This window comes from Castellaniella denitrificans, from assembly GCF_027214045.1.
GTDB classification, from domain to species: Bacteria; Pseudomonadota; Gammaproteobacteria; order Burkholderiales; family Burkholderiaceae_B; genus Castellaniella; species Castellaniella denitrificans_A.
The window spans coordinates 1-16,809 of sequence record NZ_JAPWHE010000014.1 but is presented as its reverse complement, the minus strand read 5'-3'; the positions used below and the strand labels follow the sequence as shown (position 1 = coordinate 16,809).

Genomic DNA, 16,809 nt, shown 5'->3' with positions numbered 1-16,809 from the left:
TGAGGGGGTACCGCAAATGATGAATGGCTCAGGAATGTTATTGCCGCTTGTCGGCTATCTCGTACTGATCGGGATCCCGGCAGCGGTCATTGTGGGAAAGGCCGGGTACAGCAAGGCCTGGGTGATCTTGGCATTCATTCCGGTGGTGAACCTGATCGCGCTTTGGGTGTTCGCGTTTTCCAAGTGGCCCGCGCTTCGCGGGTAGCGGCCTCGGACTCTGAGAAACCCTGATTGATGACGTGCTGGTGAGGGGTTACTTTGGGCCTGTAAGTAACAAAACCTTAATGACAGTGTGGGAATGTGAGGGACTGATTGATGGAAGTGGTTGTAGTCTTGGTCGTCCTCGCGGCGCTCATTCTAGTGCCGGTTATCGCCTTCGTTAGGTGGCAACAAAAACGCCGTCGGGCTGCGTTACTGCTGAAGTACGGCGACGAAGATATCGTTGACAAGATCATGCAACGCATGATGTGGCAAGGACAAACCGAAGAGCAACTATCTGACTCCCTTGGCAGCCCGGAGAGCACGGATAGGAAGGTCCTGAAGCACAAAGTGCGCGAAATCTGGAAGTACAACCGCCAAGGCAACGCAAACCGTTTCAACCTGCGCATCACGCTCGAAGATGGGGTTGTCGTTGGGTGGGACAAAAAGGGGCAATAGGTCACAAGGGAAGAAGATGAAAAAGATCATCGCAGCCGCCGTCCTCGCCGTCTTCGGCGTCATCGCAACGGCACCAGTCTGGGCACACAGCGGCGGTACCGACAAGAACGGCTGCCACATGAACCACAAGACCGGGACCAGGCACTGTCATTGAAGTCGACAAGGCCGTCCTACAACAGGCCCGCAGGGCCAACACAAGGAGGAGCAGATGGCTAGGTTTATTCTGAATCGAGACCAACAGCCCAACGGAGACAACGAAGTCCACAACGCGACGACGGGCTGCAACTGGATGCCGGCGCCGCACAACCAGATCAACCTTGGCGAGTACCCCAACTGTCACGGAGCCGTTGCTGCCGCCAAGGCCGCATATGGCAATGCACGCATCAATGGGTGCGCCTACTGCTGTGCGATATGTCATACCACTTAAGCCGCAGGCGGTACAAGAAGAATGCGGCTCTTGACTGAGTCACGGCCTAACCAGCATCAACAACCACAAAATCAAGCACTCCGCGAGAGATAGAGACTCATGAAAGGCAAGAACATTACCGATGTCTGCAAGCTTTTTGCATACCCGATGCTGAGCGGATTCTTAGGTGCTGGGCTATTCATGCTCATTCTGAACTGGGCGCGCCCGTTCGGAATGGCTCCGTCGGACGCAGTCTCGGTAGCCAACACCTACATCGTCTTCACAACGCTGATTTTTACTGGCTTTGCCGTCGCCGTTGGTGTCATGGGTTATCTATTCACCCAGCAATTCACCGCAACGAAGCATGCTCAATTAGCGGAGGCGCTTGAGGACCTGTGCCGAAAGATTGCGACGGAGGAGCAAAAGGGCACAAAGCTTCTGGAATCCCTCATGGGAAACGATGATGTGCGCCAACATCTTGACGAAATGCTAAAATCTAAAGTAGACGCCCTTCTCAGAGAGACTGCGGCCGACTGGAAAGACCAAGCCAGTAATGCAGCCGCAATGGCTGCAGTAGCGGAAAAGTTTACTGGCCTGGATCAAGGATCTGTGCGCCCGCACCCCCCTGGGTCGGTCAGACAGACAGCAATGATGGGCATCAGGCGTCCACCTAACGGAACAGGGAGGTAACAATGTACGACATCGCTACCCGCACATTCCAAAATGCCGTCGACTTGCTTCACCTCCTAAGGGACGAATACTCCTTCCCATATAGCGCCCCGATAAATGTGGATCAAGTGGCCGAAATGCTTGGGATACGTATCGAGTACGAAGACATGCCCAACGATGAGGTGGGGAGCATCAAATTCACGGATGGATCTCCGGTCGTCACAATCGACCGCTTCGAGAACTCTTACGAGCCAAGGCGGCGATTCACGCTTGCTCATGAAATAGGACATTACTGCCTCCATTCTGATCAAGCGCGCCAGGGCTTTACTGACAACAGAAAGACCATGAGCAGGACAGCGTCCTATTGGGATAATTTCGAATTCGAAGCGAACAGCTTTGCTGCTCAGTTGCTCATGCCAAAGCCGCTACTTGTGCAGGAAGGCGTTCAAATTATCGGCGCGTACAACGAGGCGCATGCTCCTGAAAACGGCATGCCTGTGGATAAATTCATTTCTAAAATGGCAAGCCGATTCGTGGTGTCTCAGAAAGCTATGACCTATAGACTGAAGAATCTGAAACTAATAGAGTAGGCATGCCCTCCATCACAGCCCTCTCCGGAGGGCTTTTTCATGCCTGAGGGGCAGTGGTTACTTCGGGAGGTACTTCAGCAAGCTGGTCGCTATGCTTACCAAGACTCCAATCACAGCGCCTGCGCCAGCAGAAATCCACAGGATGCGACTCAGCTTCTCTGCTGTCTTTGTTGTTTTTTCTTCGACGTTCGAGAGGCGCTCCTTAATGCGAGCCTGTCCCTCCTCAATTCTACCGAGGCAGCGCTGGATGTCTCCAAGTTGCTGCCAGATGAACGGCTGCATGTCGGATGGCATTGCCGGAGATGGAATGTCCCTCGGATTGGTCTCTCTTTGACGAGGAGGCCCCTCTTGGTAGAAATCCTGACCCTGCCTGCTCATGCCAACCCCTTGGCAAGCCATTCCCACAGGTCGGCCGGCGCCCGCCCGTTGTAGGTTGTGACGCGCAGTACGACACCAGACCCCACTGATCCATCGCGGATGCCGATCTTGGTGGAAACCTCAGACGTAGGGTCGTCCGTCGTAACAAAAAAGCCATTTGCGTACGGGAACACCGCGCCCTCACCATAGACCTCATTGGCCTTGGCGAAAAGCTCGTCCTGCTTGTAGGACGGCGCGACGTAGTGTACGAATTCCATAGCCTTATTCTACCTTGGCTGTCTAGGCGCACTGCCAGAAACAAACGCTAAAAAAAATGCCTTACTGCTTATATGCGGCCATAAGAACCTACGTCAAGCCCCCCTCACCACCAGCCGGCTAGAGCGGCTTTTTTGTGTCCTAACCCAGCACCCGCAGACCCGTCCGCTTGACGAACTCCTCGTAGCTGATGGGTGCGCCGGGCCGCGCATCTGGGCTGTTGGCCAGCCAGTGCACCCAGGAACGGCCTGTCGTGGCGTCGAAGACGACCTTGAACGTGTAGTCGGGCACCGCGACCCTCGCGGCCCCGATTGTCTGGGGGTGATCGCCATAGACTGGACCCGAGATCACATACACGTCACCCTTGGCGCGCATCACATACTTGCGGGTGTCCTGCTCGATCTTGTTCCAGGCGCCTCGATTCGCCTGCGGGGCCTGCGGGATCATGTTGGCCAAGCTGAAGCTCTGCGCCATCGCCTGGTCGTCGGGCATGTCGCCTGCCGGCGCCATGTGGCCGCGATCAAAGCCCGACCCCCTGTAGTCGTCCAGCCCTGCCCGCTCGGACGCCGGCAGGCGTGCCTCTTCGTAGAAGCTATCGGTGCGCGCGATGCTCTGGGCGGCGATAAGCGTTTGTCGGTTCAGGCGCTCGGCAACCAGCACCGGGGTTTTCCGCTGGCCGCTGTACAGAATGGCAAAGGACGAGAAGCATAGCTCGCGCTGGGTCGGCCTGGCCGGCACGACGGGCGGCGTCTGATGGGGGAAAAATTCGCGGCACTGCGCGAAAGACGTCTGGATGTGCCCGTCATGCGCCGCCGGCGCGGCCTGCCGGGTGCTGGCGACGTCCTGCCGCGGCTGGGCCTGCTCCAGATTCGCCAGGATCCGGTCGACGCCGATCTGGTCGAGTAGCTGCGGATGCAGCGCCCACAGCATGGCGGCGAAGGACACCGCCGCCGAGAGAAATGCCGTCTTGAGGAGCTTTGCGAAGCCGCCGCCTGCCTGCTTCTTGCGTGGGGCCGACCTGCGCTTTGCGGTACGGCGGCCCGCCTGTTTCTTTGTTGCCATGGCCGCCGATTATAGGAAACCTATTCTGCCTTCCATCTGCAGGCGGTTTCAGTCCTACGCGCGCTTCCTGGCCACAGCCTTCTTCAGGACATCGTTCATCCGGGTCTGCCAGCCAGGGCCGTCAGCCCTGCCCCTGATCTGAGCCCGGCCAGGCCCGGCTCCCCACTCGCTCCAGAGCCGGATCAGATCGGCACACGCGCCACCCTCGGGCGGCTTTTTTGTGTTCTTTGCGTGAACTTTTGTTCCTCGTATTGAACTATGGTTGACAACTCTTTATGAACTATGGTTCAATTACTCCAACGCATCCCCAAGCCTAGGCCCCAGGGCCAGCGACAGGGATGCAGCAAGACCCCGCTCTTTAACACGACGAATCACAGAAACGCCCCGCAACCGCTGCGAAGCGATGCGACAGGGAGACGGCAGCCCTGGGCAGAAAAGACGCCGAAGATCACGACCGCGACGGGCGCAGAACCTGGCGCGCAAGTGTTCCGCAATTCCCCCGAATTCGAGGAAATTGGGACGCCAGTAATCAGCCGATGGCGAGTAATCGGCAGATGACCACCGGGAGAAGTCCGGGACACTGCGAGCCTGCATAGCAGGGAGTTGCGCAGGGCAATACATCACGGCCTGTTCGCAGGCCGCATCCGAAGCCGCATTCAACCGAGTGCTGCGCCGGATGACAAGGAGAACGAGATGGAAATCAGCCAGACGAAACAGGTCAAGGTAGACGCCAAGACCATCAATATCCACATGAAGGTCAGCGATCGATTCAGCTACCAGATTCTGGACGCCCAGGGCGACATCCTGCACGAACAGGATGACGGATATGTGCCCGACTTCATGCCGGGCGACCACTACGGCGATTACGTGATTCTGGAAATCGACATCGATACCGGCGTAGTGAAGAACTGGAAGAAGCTTGATGCTTCCGATATCGAGGCGGTGATGGAACCCAATCATGACCACTGAAACAATGGCTGAAGAAGCCTTACGGTCTGGCGTGTCCACATTTCGCGGCCATCCAATCGTATGGCGCAACGACATGTGGGTCTACGCAGATAACGGAAAACCGATTCCGGGGTGGGGCGGCGAAGTCAGGCCTTGCGCCGTTTGTGGCCAGAAAGAGTGGTCGGGCGACGGCGCGGTCGATCAGTGCCTTGGGCTCCTTCCGGGCGTATCGAATGCCTGTTGCGGCCACGGTGACCCCACGAACTCATACATCCAGTTCACCAATGGGCTATTCATTCGTGGGTTTCGAGTCGTTCAGGCTCGGAGGGCAAATCATGACCACTGAAACCCAGATCCTGACGGACGAGCAGATTGCTCAGACGCTCAACGATGCCGGAGTGACTGAGTATGCCGACGTGCCGCTCAGATACGACCTTGAGATCGCCCGCGCCATCGAAGCCGCCGTCCTGCAATCACCTGAGATACAGGCGCTGAGGAAGGATGCGGAAAACTCGACGGGATACGCGAAGCTGCTTGCGGGGGCCGCTGCCATCCTGGAGAACGCGACCGAATCCATGGAGAACGGCGGACGCGATGAGTGCGCCGCTCATGAGGCCAGAAGCATGGCGCAGACCATCCGGCTGGCCCTGATTTCAGACAATGAATACCAGAGCGACGTCCAGGCGGCGGCGGGCGGTCTGACTCAAACGCCGCTTGAATACTGACCCCTCAACGCCTGCATGACTCGGATATGAGCAGTGCCGAGGTCCAGGCCGCACCCGGTTGCGTCAAGCCGGGGCCATCGCACAGGCTGACGAACTGACCCCAGAGATTAACCCTAGCGGTGACGTTTGCCGGGATTTTTCTTGTGATGGATATGCGGGCCACGCTCTTTACTCACATGTTTGCTGCTTCGAGTGGTAAGGGTCACGCCTTTTGGGAGGACGGGACGGGGAGTGCGCTTACGGTCGGCTTCAGTAACGATCTTATTGCCCATGGAAATCTTCCTCAAGTTTAGGTAAAGCCTGTCATTGTCACACATTTGTACTCAAACGCCAGCCTGCAGGCGCATAGGCCCATTCCCCGCATGGTGAAAGCCGGGGTCATCCACCTAACCCGGCCGTCTCGCACGGCCGCCGGACTCGGGGTAACCGGCACCCAACAAACCCGCAGCCAGAGCGGCCCGCAAGGGATCGTCTGGACGTCCCAGCCGGCGGTGGGCGCATAGGCAAACACCGGCATTCAGAGCGCCAAAAAAGCGGCCTGCGATCATCGGCAGACCCCTTCTCCTTTTCCAAATCTGATTCTTCCCCTACCCCGTAAACCAGGTCGGCCTGGCGGGTAATGCGAGAGCGTGGGGTGGACGAGGTTTCAGTTTGGCCCCGGCGTGATCTGGACGCCTGGCCCACGAAACGGGCCAATTCCCATCAGCCTTCCGCAGACAGCACGGCGCGGCAAGCGTCGGCGGCTTGTCTCCTTTCCCATTCTGCTGAGTACGTGCGCAACCGGTGCCATATCCGGGGGCTTCGTGCTGTCTGCCGAGGGCTGAGCTCCTGAACCCGCCAATACCGGACGGTCATGAACGGACGTGACGGCGGGGAACGCAAGCAGACCCTCGACCTTTTTTGGAGACTGACATGAGCGCAGTGGATTCGCTTTTCATGTGGCTGGCGGCTGTCTCATTTGCTGCCGCTGGCGACGCGCTGTGGGTGAGCAGGATCCGCCCTGCCCTGGCGCCCCGCTTCGGCTGGCGCAACCTGGACCCCGACGAATTGATCCCGGCGAAGGCCTGGATCGGCGCCCTGGCTGTGCTGGCCATGTTTTTCGTCGTCGTGCCGTTTGTCGGCGCGGCTGCGGGGTACTGACATGGGCTGGCAGCATCTGGGCGGACCCAGCGCAGAGCCGCCAGACGACGAGGCCCCCGAAGACGACGAGCTCAATGGGCCGGACGATAACGAATACGCCGCCGATCTGCTGGCAGACGCGGCTGAGGATTTATGGCTGAAAAGCCGAGGATATTGAAAATGAGCGAAGTCGCAGAAGTCGAAACCACTGAACTGGATCTGTTGCCGCCGGCCGAAACCGCGCTGCAGGTCTACCAGCAGCCCCAGGGCCTGGATCCCTACATCGAGCGCATCCGTGCCGAGGTCATGGGCCATACGCCGGTGCTGACCACAAAAAAGGGCCGGGATGCCATCGCCAGCCTCGCATTCAAGGTGCGCCGCGCCAAGACGGCGCTTGATGGCATGGGCAAGGATCTGGTGGATGGCCTGAAAGACATCCCCAAAAAGATCGACGCCGAACGCAAGCGCATGCGAGAAACGCTGGATGCCCTGGCAGATGAAGTGCGCCAGCCACTGACTGAGTGGGAACAGGCGGAGGAAAAGCGGATTGCCGAACACAAAAGCAATGTGGCCTGGTTCAGCCAGCAAGCCGAGGCTTGCACAGGCCAGGACGCCGCAACCATTCGCGAGACCATCGCCCGCGTCCAGGCCGTAAAGATCGGCGATCCGTGGCAGGAATTCGAAACCGAGGCGCTGCGGGCGAAGGCGGACACCCTCGAAGACCTGACCGCCGCCCTGGCTGCCCGCGAGAAATACGAAGCCGAGCAAGCCGAACTCGCCCGCCTGCGCGAAGAAGCCGAGGCCCGGCGCATCCAGGACGAAAAGGACCGCATCGCCCGCGAGGCAGCGGAGCGGGCCACTCGGGAGGCCGAGGCCAAGGCCCGGGCCGAGCGCGAAGCCGCGGCCCGGCGCGAAGCCCAGGCCAAGGCCGCAGCAGAACAGGCCGAACGCGACCGCCTGGAAGCCATCGAGCGCCAGAAACTGGCCGAGGCCCGGGCCGAAGCCGAGCGGCTGGCCGCCGAACAACGGGCCAGGGACGCCGCCGAGGCCGCACGCAAGGCCGAAATCCAGCGCCAGGCTGATGAAGCCGCCCGCATCGAGGCCGAACAGAAGGCCCGCGAAGCCGACCGGGCACACAAGGCCAAGACCAACAGCGCCGCCGTCGCCGCCCTGGTGGCTGGTGGGCTGACCGCTGAGGCCGCAAAGCTTGCCATCACCCTGATTGCTCAGGGCAAGGTGCCGGCAGTGCGGATCAACTATTGAGGACGCTATGAGCGCAATTCAACAAGCCATGCTGGCTGTCATGCGTGACGCCGCCGAGGTCGGCATCGGAAAAGACGACAAGAACGAGCACCAGAAATACCGATATCGCGGGATTGAGCGCGCCATGAACACCATGGTCGGCATCTTGATCCGGAATAAGGTACTGGTGCTGCCCAGCTACGAAACCATCATGGAGAAGGATCTCCCCACTCAGAAAGGCGGCTCGGCGGAGTACGTCAAGGTGCGCGGGAAATTCCGCTTCATGTCCGCTGAGGATGGCAGCACCGTCGAGACCGAGTATTTCGGCGAGGCCATGGACTCCGGCGACAAGGCCACCACGAAAGCGCAGAGTGTGGCGTTTCGAACGGCCCTCTTTCAGACCTTCGTCATCCCGACCATGGCAATTGACCCAGAAGAAGATGACGGGCAAGCCGAGGTCGTATCACCCGAAACCCAGGCGCTGCTGAATGAGGCCCAGGCCGCCGCAGAAACCGGCATGACCGCCTACAAGGCGTTTTGGGAGCGGATCTCGAAAGAACAGCGCACGGCAATCGGCGCCGAACATGAGGCGTTCAAAAAGATCGCCGCCATGGCTGATGAGCAGGTGCCGGCATGATCGTCTACAACGCCCCTCAGGGATCGGCCGAATGGCTGGCCTGCCGCGCCGGCGTAATCACTGCCAGCATGTTCTCCACCGTCCGCGCCAAGGTCAACGGTCTGGACGCCAAGCAAACCCTGTATGTCGGCGCGATCCTAGCTGGCAGGACTGAGGCCCACGCCCGCGAGATTGCGGGCTACAAGGCTGCGCCAAAGGCTGATGTGGTCGGCCGGGCGATTGCTGGGGAGCGCGTGGGCGAATGGTCAGACGCCGCCAAAAACTACGCCTTCCGGCTGGCCGTCGAGCGCATCGCTGGCGAACCGCTGGACGAGGGTTTTCAGACCTGGACGATGCGCCGTGGTCACGAGATGGAGCCAGAGGCCCGTCGGGAATTCGAAGCCCAAAGCGGGCTGATCATCGAGCCTGCGGGGTTTGTCACCACCGACGACGGGGCCTTCGGCGCCAGCGCGGATGGATTTGAAGGCAAAAGGGCTGGGGCCGAATTCAAGTGCTTCATTGCCCCGGAGAAGCTGCGCGCCTTCTGGTTTGACAATGACGCCGCCAGCGTCACGGATCAAGTGCAGGGCGGCGCGTGGATCACTGGGCGTGACCTTTGGCATTTCGGCCTGTACTGCCCCGCCCTGGCTCCAGTTGGAAAACAGCTCTGGATGTACACCTACGAGCGCAACGACAACTACATCGAGGCCATGGAGCTTGATCTGATCGAGTTCAAGGGGCTGGTCGATGAATACGAAATCAGACTAAGGAAACAGTAATGGCAAGCGTCAATAAAGTCATTCTCGTCGGCAATCTGGGGCGCGACCCGGAAGTACGCTACAGCCCCGATGGCGCCGCCATCTGCAATGTGTCCATCGCCACCACCAGCCAGTGGAAGGACAAAGCCAGCGGTGAACGCCGGGAAGAAACCGAATGGCACCGCGTGGTGTTCTACAACCGCCTGGCCGAAATCGCCGGCGAATACCTTAAAAAGGGCCGTTCGGTCTATGTCGAGGGCCGTCTGAAGACCCGCAAGTGGCAGGACAAGGAAACCGGCGCCGACCGCTACAGCACCGAGATCGTCGCCGACCAGATGCAGATGCTGGGCGGGCGGGACGATGATGGCGGGCAACGGGAAGCACCGCAAAGGACGGCCCCGCAGCGCCAGGCCCGGCCTGCCGCCCCAGCCGCGCCCGCTTCCGGCAGCTTGGCGGACATGGACGACGACATCCCGTTCGCCTGCCTGGGTGCTGGGCGGGCCTGGGCTGTCATCTAAAGGCTTCTATGCGCCAGGACACTTTCAATACATCACTCTTGCAGACAATTGATATGGAAGGGCGTTTGAGCACTCTTCTTCTGCCACATCCAAGGAAGACATGATGTCTTGAAGTTGGTGAATCCATGCTTGATAAATTTCGAGCCGTTCCTGTTCGTTTTCCGGGTGTTCGCAAAATTCACGCCAGCGGCTTGCCTTGTGCTTCAGTCGATCAAGAGACATAAGCGCCCTAAGCGCAGCTAAGGCAGCATCACCGCGCAGAGCAGAAAGCGGCTCAATGTCAGACAAATCGTATCCGACATCTGTTTCGGCAATGCTTAATTGGAGATCCTCAATCTCCCTTGGGAAAACGCCGACCCATGCGCCATTTAGGCGCCTCATCAATACTTCTAACTTCGCTCTAAGGCTAGCCAACCTTGGGCTCATCTTGGCGGCAGCAAACACTGCGCGCTTTCGGGCCGCTTCGTTTTGGGCGGATTGATTAGATAGAGCGACAAAAAGAGCGACGATTACAGCGCCAACTGTCCCAAACGCAGTCATCACCTGAAGCCATTCGATCTCTGCCAACACCCCAGGCCTGATCGTCCATAGCCACCCGGCAACGCATCCGGCAGCGAACACAAGCGCCCATTCGGCGTAGCGCTTTCCATTGTCCATGATTCCGCCTCCTTTGTTTGGCGAAATCATACCCCCCAACCCCGCGCACCCAGGCCCTCGGCCTCGGATAGTCGCGCCTATACCAGATCAACGGGCACTCAAAAGCCAGCAGCGGCCCCCCATTCCTGCGCTGCTGGCTGCCCACCCTATTGGAGATTGAGATGACCCAGCAAACCGTAGAAATCGCCGATCTGGTCAAGCCGAAATTCAAGGCCGGTCAGATCGTGTACCTGCGCCACTCCGACACCCACGGCATCGAATCCATCCGACGCGTCCTGATTGAAGAGATCAGATTCACCGTCTCCTTCAAGCGCGGCGGCGGCAACAGCCAACACCGCCAGACGGACTTGGTCTATGACCTGCTCAACGCCGGTCAAGCCAGGGAAAGTGACCTGTTCGCCAGCCCCGAGGATGCAGCCAGGGAGCGGACATGAGCACACAGCGCGGCGCGACCGCAACCTACAAATGCGCAAATTGCGGCGACCCGTTCACGGCCCGCACCGCAGACCGAAAGCGCGGCTGGGCGCGGTTCTGTTCGAAGTCCTGCAAAGCGATCCGGCAGGAAAAGCGCACCGGACAACACGCGGCGCACAAGATGCGCGAGGCAGGTGAATGCTTCCCGTCTCATGCTGATGGAGATGTCCAATGAGCAACCCACACCGCAAAGCGGCCCGGGCCAAGCGCCAGAGCCGGTATGTTCCGCCTGCTGGCCTGATCGGCTTCCTCGAAGCCTATGACCATGATGACCTGCCTGATGGCGCATGGCAGGCCATGATCGAGGACGGCGTCGAGGCCTACAACAAGGAATTCGGCGCGCACATTGCCCCATTTGATGGCTTCATGGCGTACGCCGAGGCGAAGAAATGATGGGCTGTCCAATCGCCCTGCCGCTGCGCATTGACGTCGATTTCAGCGCCAAGGTGGCCCATCTGCTGGACCAGGCCTCTGGCCGCATCGCTGGGGATCCCGGCGTCCTGCATCCGATCTACGACGGCACATTCCGTCTGTCCTGCCCCATGCCTGACGGCTACACGCCCCGCATGAACCACTGGGGACGCGAGTTGTCAGCTCGGGTGAACCGAAGCGGCTGGCTATTCGAGATCACCGAGGAATCGGACGGCGTGTCAGGAGGCTGGATGGCCTCATGCATCCCGCCTCACATGTACCGAACCTTTCTGTCCGCGTGGCTGGCATCGAACCAAGCGCGGCAACTGGAGCTTTTCGCATGATCGACGCCCGCACCCTCTTGCTTGCCGAGCAAGCCCACCGCGCTGACGGGAGCCACGCCACGGCGGATCTGCTGCGTGAAGCCGCCAGCACGATCACCAGCCTGCGCACCGCCTTGCGTCTCGCCCGCGCTCAGATCGCCGCCGAGCGTGACGCGCTGATCCAGACACACGGTATCGGCGGCGTGATCCCGGACAGCGACGAACTTGGGCTGGCCGGCGTGGCCGATCTGAATGCCGTGCTGGCTCAAGCTGACGAGGCTTTGAAATGACCATCAACACACAGAAGCTGCGCGACCTGCTGGCAATTCTCGAAGACGACGTGGGCGCAGTTCCCATCCTACTCGACCACATCGAGGCCCAGTCAGCGGAAATAGCGCGGCTCAATGCGATCCAGGCTTGGCAGCCCATCGAGACGGCGCCGAAGGATGGGACAGCTATTTTGCTTGGGAGCAGCGACGGCGCATGGATTGCAAAGTACGACCCTGTCTACCCGTCCGGATATAGGCCGAAGAATCCGTGGTTCAGCCTGATGCTAAATCGCGATTACATGGGCAGGGTGCCGAACGCCAAACCCACCCACTGGATGTCGCTCCCTGCTGCACCGTCCGCCCTATCAGGAGAATCCAAATGCTGATGACTCAGGAGCACTACGACCTGATGGCGGCCTTCGAGCGCTTCCATTCCGGGCGCTTCGACCGGGAAGACAAATCGCTGTGGCCGAAGGGCGTGATCTATCAGGACGGTCTCGTGAATGAGATGTTCCTGGCCTTCCGGCATGGCTACGCCTACTCCCAGGCCGACACTCGCGCCGACATCCAGAACGTCGAAGCGTCACGTGATGTATACCGCAACGATGCCCGCACTTTGCACGCCGCACTTGAGCGCATGGTTGCAATGTACGAATCCGAGTTCGACCACGAAAACACGCATAAATGGCGTCCAGACTGGCTTGTTGACGCGCTGGCATGCAGGAACGCCCTATCGGGAGAAGGAATATGACCGAAAACTACAAGCAATTGCGCGATGCGCTGGCCGCTGGGCCTACGCCGGGGCCGTGGGATTACGGCGCAGACCCATGCCCCAACAATGAGGCCGCGTTGGCTATCTGCAAGCAGAATATCGACGCCCACACGAAGCCGAGTAGCGGGTATTTCTTCGTCGTTTATGTAGGCGATGGACGGCGCACGGCACTTGTTGGTCATGGCCCTGACGGGGAGGCTAATGCCCGTTTGATCGCAGCCTGCCACCCCGAAACCATCCGCGTCCTGCTGGCCGATTACGACCGGATGCGGGATGCGCTGGAAACCATCGCCGTCTACCCACATGCACGTGATCAGGAAATGAGCACTGCGGCCATGCGAAAAATCGCCCGCGCCGCACTCGCACAGGAACAGGGAGGCAGCGATGACTGAAGAACTGAAAATCCAGAAGCTGGAAAAGGTGGGGTACATCGGCGGCTGCCAGTCCAGCGCATCTGGCTATGCCAGTTATATGGGCAGCAGGTGGTCTACGCCGACGCCTGAGCGGGTGGCTGCATACGCGCTGGAAAAGCTGGAAGAAGCGAGGAAAAAGGATATCGAGGCGCACGAGCGAAATATACCGCTCATGGAAATCAACAAGGCGGTTGAGCAAAAGATCACGGCCCTGATGAAAGAAGTGGGCATGCCGGACGGATGGAGCGAGGTGGACCGCAAAAGCCGGGCTCGATTCCCGAAGCAGATACGCCACAGCGCTGGATATATCAGCGACCTGATGCGCGAAGTCCGCACTGATGACGGATTCGCCTACGCCACATCCACCTATGAGCGCCTGAAAGCGTCATACACGCAATACGCGGAACGCGCCAAACTCGAAGCCGAGCAGAAGCGCACCGAGGCCGAACGCCAGCGCAATGCCGAAGAATCGAAGCGCCGGGCGGACATGGAGCTTGCCGCCATCCTTGTCCGCTACGGCCTGGACGTGATGTCCACGTGGCGCGATGTCGTCGATGAATTGCGCGCCAAGGATAAATACCTTGATCTTGCGATTGCTGGCCAGCGTGTGCGCTGTGATTGGAGCGGGGGGCCGGGTGAGGTTGAAGACGCCCTCGGGCGGTTCGCAATACAGGATGCCCGCGACCAAGAAATATACGACGACCTTTCATGCCATCTTGAGGACTTCGAAGATGGGCGGTGCTTCCGCGACACCGAATGGAGTTATGGAGCGCTGTTCGGGCTGGTCGAAGACAAACAGCTTTTGAATGATTGCCAGCTTGCCGAGCAGCGGGCGGGAGACTGACCATGACAACCAAGACTGACGATATCAAGCTGCCGCCGCTGCCGGAACACATGCAGGATGTGGCTGCATGGCTTGAGGCCCATAATGACGCCGAGATTGCGCGAGACATCCTGAACTACGCCCGCGCCGCAGTCGAAGCCGACCGTCGCGCCCCTGTAGCGCAGGGGACGCCACAAGTTGCCGATGCGGAGATCGAGAAGATCGTCATAGCTCTTGGCGCCCGTTGGAATGGGTCGGTATGGGCGGTTGAGGACGCTGACTTGCACCCTTTGGTGCGCAGCCTGCTGTCTCGCCACACGAGCGCTCCCGTTGCCGCCCAGGCGCAGCCCACGGGCTACGAAGAAGCTGGCAGCTTCATCTGGGACGGCGATGAATGGCGTATGGCCGCTGCGAAATACGGCGAAGATCCCGATGTCGTCACGCTGTACAAGCGCGTGAATGCTCAGGATGAGCCTCAACCATCCGGAAATTCCGGAGAGTTGCCCACCGCCCAGGATCGAGAGGATGCGACATACCAGCGTGATGTAGCCATAGGAATGCTGGCCCACTGGGTGGTCGCCATAGAGAAGAACGGAACAGGGTGGGACGATTGGGACGAGCACTTTAAGAATGCCAGGTTCCGAGACACCCCTATTCGAAAACTTTTGGATGAAGCCATCGACGCCGCCCGCGCAGCGAAGTGGGTTGACCATGGCTGACTTACCCACAGCCGCGGTGGAAAACCATCTGGAAAACCCTATGACAGATTTGCGACAGCGAGGGCTGGCGCGGGTCGAGAAGACTTTGAGCGGGGAATGATCATGAGCACCAGGACCATCATCGAGATCAATCACGATCATCTGACGCCCAGCACGTGCGCGTCCTTGTGTTCTCTGGTCAGCCAGCTTGGGCTCTCAACAATCACGGGCGAGCTCAGCCGCCTGGATGGCGGGCCGATCAACTGGGGCGTCGGCGTTCGGATCCTGGGCCAGCGGCATCACTCGGAAACATTGACTCTGGAAGTGAAATGACAGACTACAGCAAATTCGACAAAGCCCTATTGGCGGCGATCATCAGCAAGCCAAAGAATTTCACTGAGCTGACAACGATGCGCCCGCTGGTCGCTTTGGCCCAGTCTCTGGGCGCGAAAAACGGGTTCGGGCATCCGGTGCCCACGGATCGCATCTTCGACCGTCGCCTGCAGGCCCTGCGCCGGGCTGGGAAGATCCGCTACGCCGGGACGAAATGGGAAATTCTGCCGTGACCGATGAAATCGCCCAGGTCATCGAAACGACCCGGAAAGCATGGAACATACCCCGCTGATGCGGGGTTTATTTTGGGAGGCTGTATGCTGATATGCACCCCGGAAGACATCGAGCGCATCACCGGCAAGACGAAATTCAAGGCCCAGGAGCGGGCGCTCCGCGAAATGGGTATCCCATACTTGGAACGCAAAAAGGACGGCCCTGTAGTCGCTGTCGCGGTCGTGGAGGCCAAGCTTGGCGTGAGAGTGGCCAGTCGCGGCACACCAGCTCCGCAGTTGCGCCGGCCCACAGCATTGAGGGGATCTGGCCATGAGGCCACGCAAAAAGGATAGGCATCTGCCGGCGTGCGTGTATCAGCGCCACGGCGCGTTCTACTACGTCAGCAAGGGCAAGTGGATGCGCCTGGGCAACGATCTGCACACCGCCTTGCTGGAGTACGCCAGCATCGTGGCCGTGCCGGAGAAAGGCTTCCCTGCCCTGGTCGACAAGGCCCTGCCCCACATCACGCGAGACGTGTCGGCATCAACCGCCCGAATCTATCAGCGCTGCGCCGGGATCCTGAAAGAGACATTCGCCGAGTTCCGGCCCGAGCAAGTCACGCACGGCGCGATCGTGCAGATGCAAGACATGTGGCGCGAGCGTGCAGCAACCGGGAACCACCTGCTGACCACGCTCAAGCTGATTTTCCAGTGGGCCATGGATCGAGAAATCGTGGAAGCGAACCCGACTCTATCGGTCAAGCGGCTTCCCGGAAATCAGCGCGATCGGCTGATTACCTGGGCGGAATACCAGGTGATCTACGCCCGGGCGCCGGACTGGATCCAGGTCATCATGGACTTGTGCTACCTGACCGGCCAGCGCATCGGCGACGTACTCAAGATCGAATACGGGCACTTGCTGGACGACGGCATTTTCTTCGAACAGGAGAAGACCGGCAAGAAGCTGATCGTGGCCTGGACGCCAGAGCTTCAAGCCGTGACAGAGCGTGCCCGGAAGTTGAAGTACAGCGTGAAATCGGTCAAGTACCTGTTGGCCGGGCGCGCCGGCAAGAAGCGGTTTCACACCAACGTCTGGAGGCACTTCAAGGCGGCGGCGCGCGCCGCCGGCGTGCCGGATGTGACGCTACACGACTTGCGGGCAATGTCGGGCACCGAGGCCGACCGAGAGGGCAAAAACGCGACCGAACTGCTGGGCCATACCGACGCGCACACGACCAGAATCTACCTGCGCGACAAGGCCCCGAAGCAAGTCAGCGGGCCATCTAAGCCCGGCAAAAAATCGGCGTAGTTTTGGACGTCCAATAGAAATCGACTTCACGACCTCTGGAAACCCGCATGAATAAAGGCTTTCCAAAACGATGATGTAATCGACCATCGCCTGCCTGTATTGACCCATCAGAACCTGCACAGATCAGGCGGCTAATGCAAATGCCTCAGCCGGGGTTTTCATCTTCAGCGCC

At 59.7% G+C, this 16,809-nt stretch carries 30 protein-coding genes; 26 read left to right on the top strand and 4 right to left on the bottom strand.

Annotated features, from left to right (window positions below; genetic code table 11):
• The first annotated feature begins 16 nt into the window (after positions 1-16).
• The 5 genes from O4H32_RS14040 (at position 17) to O4H32_RS14020 (ending at position 2,322) form a co-directional block, all read left to right on the top strand.
• Entirely contained in the window at positions 17-205 is a 189-nt protein-coding gene (locus O4H32_RS14040; protein ID WP_269360193.1) for a hypothetical protein, read from the top strand.
• A 110-nt stretch (positions 206-315) separates the two neighbouring features.
• Positions 316-657 (top strand): DUF2845 domain-containing protein, encoded by a 342-nt coding sequence (locus tag O4H32_RS14035; protein ID WP_269360191.1) that lies wholly within the window; start codon positions 316-318, stop codon positions 655-657.
• 16 nt (positions 658-673) lie between these two features.
• Positions 674-811, top strand: coding sequence for a YHYH domain-containing protein (locus tag O4H32_RS14030; RefSeq protein WP_269360189.1), 138 nt, complete (start codon positions 674-676; stop codon positions 809-811).
• Between the two features lie 372 nt (positions 812-1,183).
• Positions 1,184-1,753 (top strand): hypothetical protein, encoded by a 570-nt coding sequence (locus O4H32_RS14025; protein WP_269360187.1) that lies wholly within the window; start codon positions 1,184-1,186, stop codon positions 1,751-1,753.
• A gap of 2 nt (positions 1,754-1,755) precedes the next feature.
• Entirely contained in the window at positions 1,756-2,322 is a 567-nt protein-coding gene (locus O4H32_RS14020; RefSeq protein WP_269360185.1) for an ImmA/IrrE family metallo-endopeptidase, read from the top strand.
• A gap of 374 nt (positions 2,323-2,696) precedes the next feature.
• On the opposite strand, the gene O4H32_RS14015 is transcribed toward O4H32_RS14020, so the two are convergent.
• The 3 genes from O4H32_RS14015 to O4H32_RS15035 form a co-directional block, all read right to left on the bottom strand.
• Positions 2,697-2,957, bottom strand: a complete 261-nt coding sequence (locus O4H32_RS14015) for a hypothetical protein (RefSeq protein WP_269360184.1) — start codon at positions 2,955-2,957, stop codon at positions 2,697-2,699.
• 139 nt (positions 2,958-3,096) lie between these two features.
• The gene (locus O4H32_RS14010; protein WP_269360182.1) at positions 3,097-4,017 is read right to left on the bottom strand and encodes a DNA/RNA non-specific endonuclease; all 921 of its coding nucleotides are present in this window, start codon (positions 4,015-4,017) and stop codon (positions 3,097-3,099) included.
• A gap of 54 nt (positions 4,018-4,071) precedes the next feature.
• A complete protein-coding gene (locus O4H32_RS15035) occupies positions 4,072-4,155 on the bottom strand; it encodes a BrnA antitoxin family protein (RefSeq protein WP_407932664.1) in 84 nt (27 codons plus the stop codon).
• A gap of 555 nt (positions 4,156-4,710) precedes the next feature.
• Here O4H32_RS15035 and O4H32_RS14005 point away from each other — a divergent pair.
• The 7 genes from O4H32_RS14005 (at position 4,711) to ssb (ending at position 9,943) form a co-directional block, all read left to right on the top strand.
• Positions 4,711-4,986, top strand: coding sequence for a hypothetical protein (locus tag O4H32_RS14005; protein WP_269360181.1), 276 nt, complete (start codon positions 4,711-4,713; stop codon positions 4,984-4,986).
• A 314-nt stretch (positions 4,987-5,300) separates the two neighbouring features.
• Positions 5,301-5,690, top strand: a complete 390-nt coding sequence (locus O4H32_RS14000; protein WP_269360179.1) for a hypothetical protein — start codon at positions 5,301-5,303, stop codon at positions 5,688-5,690.
• A gap of 912 nt (positions 5,691-6,602) precedes the next feature.
• The gene (locus tag O4H32_RS13995) at positions 6,603-6,830 is read left to right on the top strand and encodes a hypothetical protein (protein ID WP_269360178.1); all 228 of its coding nucleotides are present in this window, start codon (positions 6,603-6,605) and stop codon (positions 6,828-6,830) included.
• Between the two features lie 159 nt (positions 6,831-6,989).
• A complete protein-coding gene (locus tag O4H32_RS13990) occupies positions 6,990-8,072 on the top strand; it encodes a coiled-coil domain-containing protein (protein ID WP_269360177.1) in 1,083 nt (360 codons plus the stop codon).
• A 7-nt stretch (positions 8,073-8,079) separates the two neighbouring features.
• Positions 8,080-8,688, top strand: a complete 609-nt coding sequence (locus O4H32_RS13985; protein ID WP_269360176.1) for an ERF family protein — start codon at positions 8,080-8,082, stop codon at positions 8,686-8,688.
• Positions 8,685-9,446, top strand: coding sequence for a YqaJ viral recombinase family protein (locus tag O4H32_RS13980; RefSeq protein ID WP_269360174.1), 762 nt, complete (start codon positions 8,685-8,687; stop codon positions 9,444-9,446). The genes O4H32_RS13985 and O4H32_RS13980 overlap by 4 nt, the downstream gene beginning before the upstream one ends.
• Positions 9,446-9,943: a single-stranded DNA-binding protein gene (gene ssb / locus O4H32_RS13975; protein ID WP_269360173.1), complete on the top strand. Its 498-nt coding sequence runs from the start codon at positions 9,446-9,448 to the stop codon at positions 9,941-9,943. The genes O4H32_RS13980 and ssb overlap by 1 nt, the downstream gene beginning before the upstream one ends.
• A gap of 24 nt (positions 9,944-9,967) precedes the next feature.
• Here ssb and O4H32_RS13970 read toward each other — a convergent pair whose 3' ends face one another.
• Positions 9,968-10,600, bottom strand: coding sequence for a hypothetical protein (locus O4H32_RS13970; RefSeq protein ID WP_269360172.1), 633 nt, complete (start codon positions 10,598-10,600; stop codon positions 9,968-9,970).
• A gap of 161 nt (positions 10,601-10,761) precedes the next feature.
• Between O4H32_RS13970 and O4H32_RS13965 the strand changes: the two genes are divergently transcribed.
• From O4H32_RS13965 to O4H32_RS13905, 14 genes are all read left to right on the top strand, one after another.
• A complete protein-coding gene (locus O4H32_RS13965) occupies positions 10,762-11,034 on the top strand; it encodes a hypothetical protein (RefSeq protein WP_269360171.1) in 273 nt (90 codons plus the stop codon).
• Entirely contained in the window at positions 11,031-11,249 is a 219-nt protein-coding gene (locus O4H32_RS13960) for a hypothetical protein (RefSeq protein ID WP_269360170.1), read from the top strand. The genes O4H32_RS13965 and O4H32_RS13960 overlap by 4 nt, the downstream gene beginning before the upstream one ends.
• A complete protein-coding gene (locus O4H32_RS13955) occupies positions 11,246-11,467 on the top strand; it encodes a hypothetical protein (protein ID WP_269360169.1) in 222 nt (73 codons plus the stop codon). The genes O4H32_RS13960 and O4H32_RS13955 overlap by 4 nt, the downstream gene beginning before the upstream one ends.
• Positions 11,464-11,829, top strand: coding sequence for a hypothetical protein (locus tag O4H32_RS13950; RefSeq protein ID WP_269360167.1), 366 nt, complete (start codon positions 11,464-11,466; stop codon positions 11,827-11,829). Before O4H32_RS13955 ends, O4H32_RS13950 begins: the two co-directional genes overlap by 4 nt.
• The gene (locus tag O4H32_RS13945) at positions 11,826-12,098 is read left to right on the top strand and encodes a hypothetical protein (protein WP_269360165.1); all 273 of its coding nucleotides are present in this window, start codon (positions 11,826-11,828) and stop codon (positions 12,096-12,098) included. The genes O4H32_RS13950 and O4H32_RS13945 overlap by 4 nt, the downstream gene beginning before the upstream one ends.
• Complete coding sequence (locus O4H32_RS13940; protein ID WP_269360163.1) at positions 12,095-12,463, top strand: DUF551 domain-containing protein; 369 nt, start codon at positions 12,095-12,097, stop codon at positions 12,461-12,463. Before O4H32_RS13945 ends, O4H32_RS13940 begins: the two co-directional genes overlap by 4 nt.
• Positions 12,457-12,828 carry a hypothetical protein gene (locus tag O4H32_RS13935; protein ID WP_269360162.1) on the top strand — a complete coding sequence of 124 codons (372 nt, stop codon included), beginning with the start codon at positions 12,457-12,459 and terminating at the stop codon, positions 12,826-12,828. The genes O4H32_RS13940 and O4H32_RS13935 overlap by 7 nt, the downstream gene beginning before the upstream one ends.
• The gene (locus O4H32_RS13930) at positions 12,825-13,241 is read left to right on the top strand and encodes a hypothetical protein (RefSeq protein WP_269360160.1); all 417 of its coding nucleotides are present in this window, start codon (positions 12,825-12,827) and stop codon (positions 13,239-13,241) included. The genes O4H32_RS13935 and O4H32_RS13930 overlap by 4 nt, the downstream gene beginning before the upstream one ends.
• The gene (locus O4H32_RS13925; RefSeq protein ID WP_269360158.1) at positions 13,234-14,106 is read left to right on the top strand and encodes a hypothetical protein; all 873 of its coding nucleotides are present in this window, start codon (positions 13,234-13,236) and stop codon (positions 14,104-14,106) included. Before O4H32_RS13930 ends, O4H32_RS13925 begins: the two co-directional genes overlap by 8 nt.
• Positions 14,107-14,108: 2 nt before the next feature.
• The gene (locus tag O4H32_RS13920) at positions 14,109-14,804 is read left to right on the top strand and encodes a hypothetical protein (RefSeq protein WP_269360156.1); all 696 of its coding nucleotides are present in this window, start codon (positions 14,109-14,111) and stop codon (positions 14,802-14,804) included.
• 102 nt (positions 14,805-14,906) lie between these two features.
• A complete protein-coding gene (locus O4H32_RS13915; protein WP_269360154.1) occupies positions 14,907-15,116 on the top strand; it encodes a hypothetical protein in 210 nt (69 codons plus the stop codon).
• Positions 15,113-15,349: a hypothetical protein gene (locus O4H32_RS13910; RefSeq protein ID WP_269360152.1), complete on the top strand. Its 237-nt coding sequence runs from the start codon at positions 15,113-15,115 to the stop codon at positions 15,347-15,349. Before O4H32_RS13915 ends, O4H32_RS13910 begins: the two co-directional genes overlap by 4 nt.
• Before the next feature lie 3 nt (positions 15,350-15,352).
• A complete protein-coding gene (locus O4H32_RS15030; protein ID WP_407932663.1) occupies positions 15,353-15,682 on the top strand; it encodes a DUF4224 domain-containing protein in 330 nt (109 codons plus the stop codon).
• Positions 15,660-16,637 carry a tyrosine-type recombinase/integrase gene (locus O4H32_RS13905; RefSeq protein WP_269360151.1) on the top strand — a complete coding sequence of 326 codons (978 nt, stop codon included), beginning with the start codon at positions 15,660-15,662 and terminating at the stop codon, positions 16,635-16,637. The genes O4H32_RS15030 and O4H32_RS13905 overlap by 23 nt, the downstream gene beginning before the upstream one ends.
• Positions 16,638-16,809 lie beyond the last annotated feature (172 nt).

Coding starts and splice junctions, on each gene's coding strand:
- O4H32_RS14040 (WP_269360193.1), top strand. CDS start 17: ATGATGAATGGCTCAGGAATGTTATTGCCGCTTGTCGGCTATCTCGTA.
- O4H32_RS14035 (WP_269360191.1), top strand. CDS start 316: ATGGAAGTGGTTGTAGTCTTGGTCGTCCTCGCGGCGCTCATTCTAGTG.
- O4H32_RS14030 (WP_269360189.1), top strand. CDS start 674: ATGAAAAAGATCATCGCAGCCGCCGTCCTCGCCGTCTTCGGCGTCATC.
- O4H32_RS14025 (WP_269360187.1), top strand. CDS start 1,184: ATGAAAGGCAAGAACATTACCGATGTCTGCAAGCTTTTTGCATACCCG.
- O4H32_RS14020 (WP_269360185.1), top strand. CDS start 1,756: ATGTACGACATCGCTACCCGCACATTCCAAAATGCCGTCGACTTGCTT.
- O4H32_RS14015 (WP_269360184.1), bottom strand. CDS start 2,957: ATGGAATTCGTACACTACGTCGCGCCGTCCTACAAGCAGGACGAGCTT.
- O4H32_RS14010 (WP_269360182.1), bottom strand. CDS start 4,017: ATGGCAACAAAGAAACAGGCGGGCCGCCGTACCGCAAAGCGCAGGTCG.
- O4H32_RS14005 (WP_269360181.1), top strand. CDS start 4,711: ATGGAAATCAGCCAGACGAAACAGGTCAAGGTAGACGCCAAGACCATC.
- O4H32_RS14000 (WP_269360179.1), top strand. CDS start 5,301: ATGACCACTGAAACCCAGATCCTGACGGACGAGCAGATTGCTCAGACG.
- O4H32_RS13995 (WP_269360178.1), top strand. CDS start 6,603: ATGAGCGCAGTGGATTCGCTTTTCATGTGGCTGGCGGCTGTCTCATTT.
- O4H32_RS13990 (WP_269360177.1), top strand. CDS start 6,990: ATGAGCGAAGTCGCAGAAGTCGAAACCACTGAACTGGATCTGTTGCCG.
- O4H32_RS13985 (WP_269360176.1), top strand. CDS start 8,080: ATGAGCGCAATTCAACAAGCCATGCTGGCTGTCATGCGTGACGCCGCC.
- O4H32_RS13980 (WP_269360174.1), top strand. CDS start 8,685: ATGATCGTCTACAACGCCCCTCAGGGATCGGCCGAATGGCTGGCCTGC.
- ssb (WP_269360173.1), top strand. CDS start 9,446: ATGGCAAGCGTCAATAAAGTCATTCTCGTCGGCAATCTGGGGCGCGAC.
- O4H32_RS13970 (WP_269360172.1), bottom strand. CDS start 10,600: ATGGACAATGGAAAGCGCTACGCCGAATGGGCGCTTGTGTTCGCTGCC.
- O4H32_RS13965 (WP_269360171.1), top strand. CDS start 10,762: ATGACCCAGCAAACCGTAGAAATCGCCGATCTGGTCAAGCCGAAATTC.
- O4H32_RS13960 (WP_269360170.1), top strand. CDS start 11,031: ATGAGCACACAGCGCGGCGCGACCGCAACCTACAAATGCGCAAATTGC.
- O4H32_RS13955 (WP_269360169.1), top strand. CDS start 11,246: ATGAGCAACCCACACCGCAAAGCGGCCCGGGCCAAGCGCCAGAGCCGG.
- O4H32_RS13950 (WP_269360167.1), top strand. CDS start 11,464: ATGATGGGCTGTCCAATCGCCCTGCCGCTGCGCATTGACGTCGATTTC.
- O4H32_RS13945 (WP_269360165.1), top strand. CDS start 11,826: ATGATCGACGCCCGCACCCTCTTGCTTGCCGAGCAAGCCCACCGCGCT.
- O4H32_RS13940 (WP_269360163.1), top strand. CDS start 12,095: ATGACCATCAACACACAGAAGCTGCGCGACCTGCTGGCAATTCTCGAA.
- O4H32_RS13935 (WP_269360162.1), top strand. CDS start 12,457: ATGCTGATGACTCAGGAGCACTACGACCTGATGGCGGCCTTCGAGCGC.
- O4H32_RS13930 (WP_269360160.1), top strand. CDS start 12,825: ATGACCGAAAACTACAAGCAATTGCGCGATGCGCTGGCCGCTGGGCCT.
- O4H32_RS13925 (WP_269360158.1), top strand. CDS start 13,234: ATGACTGAAGAACTGAAAATCCAGAAGCTGGAAAAGGTGGGGTACATC.
- O4H32_RS13920 (WP_269360156.1), top strand. CDS start 14,109: ATGACAACCAAGACTGACGATATCAAGCTGCCGCCGCTGCCGGAACAC.
- O4H32_RS13915 (WP_269360154.1), top strand. CDS start 14,907: ATGAGCACCAGGACCATCATCGAGATCAATCACGATCATCTGACGCCC.
- O4H32_RS13910 (WP_269360152.1), top strand. CDS start 15,113: ATGACAGACTACAGCAAATTCGACAAAGCCCTATTGGCGGCGATCATC.
- O4H32_RS15030 (WP_407932663.1), top strand. CDS start 15,353: ATGAAATCGCCCAGGTCATCGAAACGACCCGGAAAGCATGGAACATAC.
- O4H32_RS13905 (WP_269360151.1), top strand. CDS start 15,660: ATGAGGCCACGCAAAAAGGATAGGCATCTGCCGGCGTGCGTGTATCAG.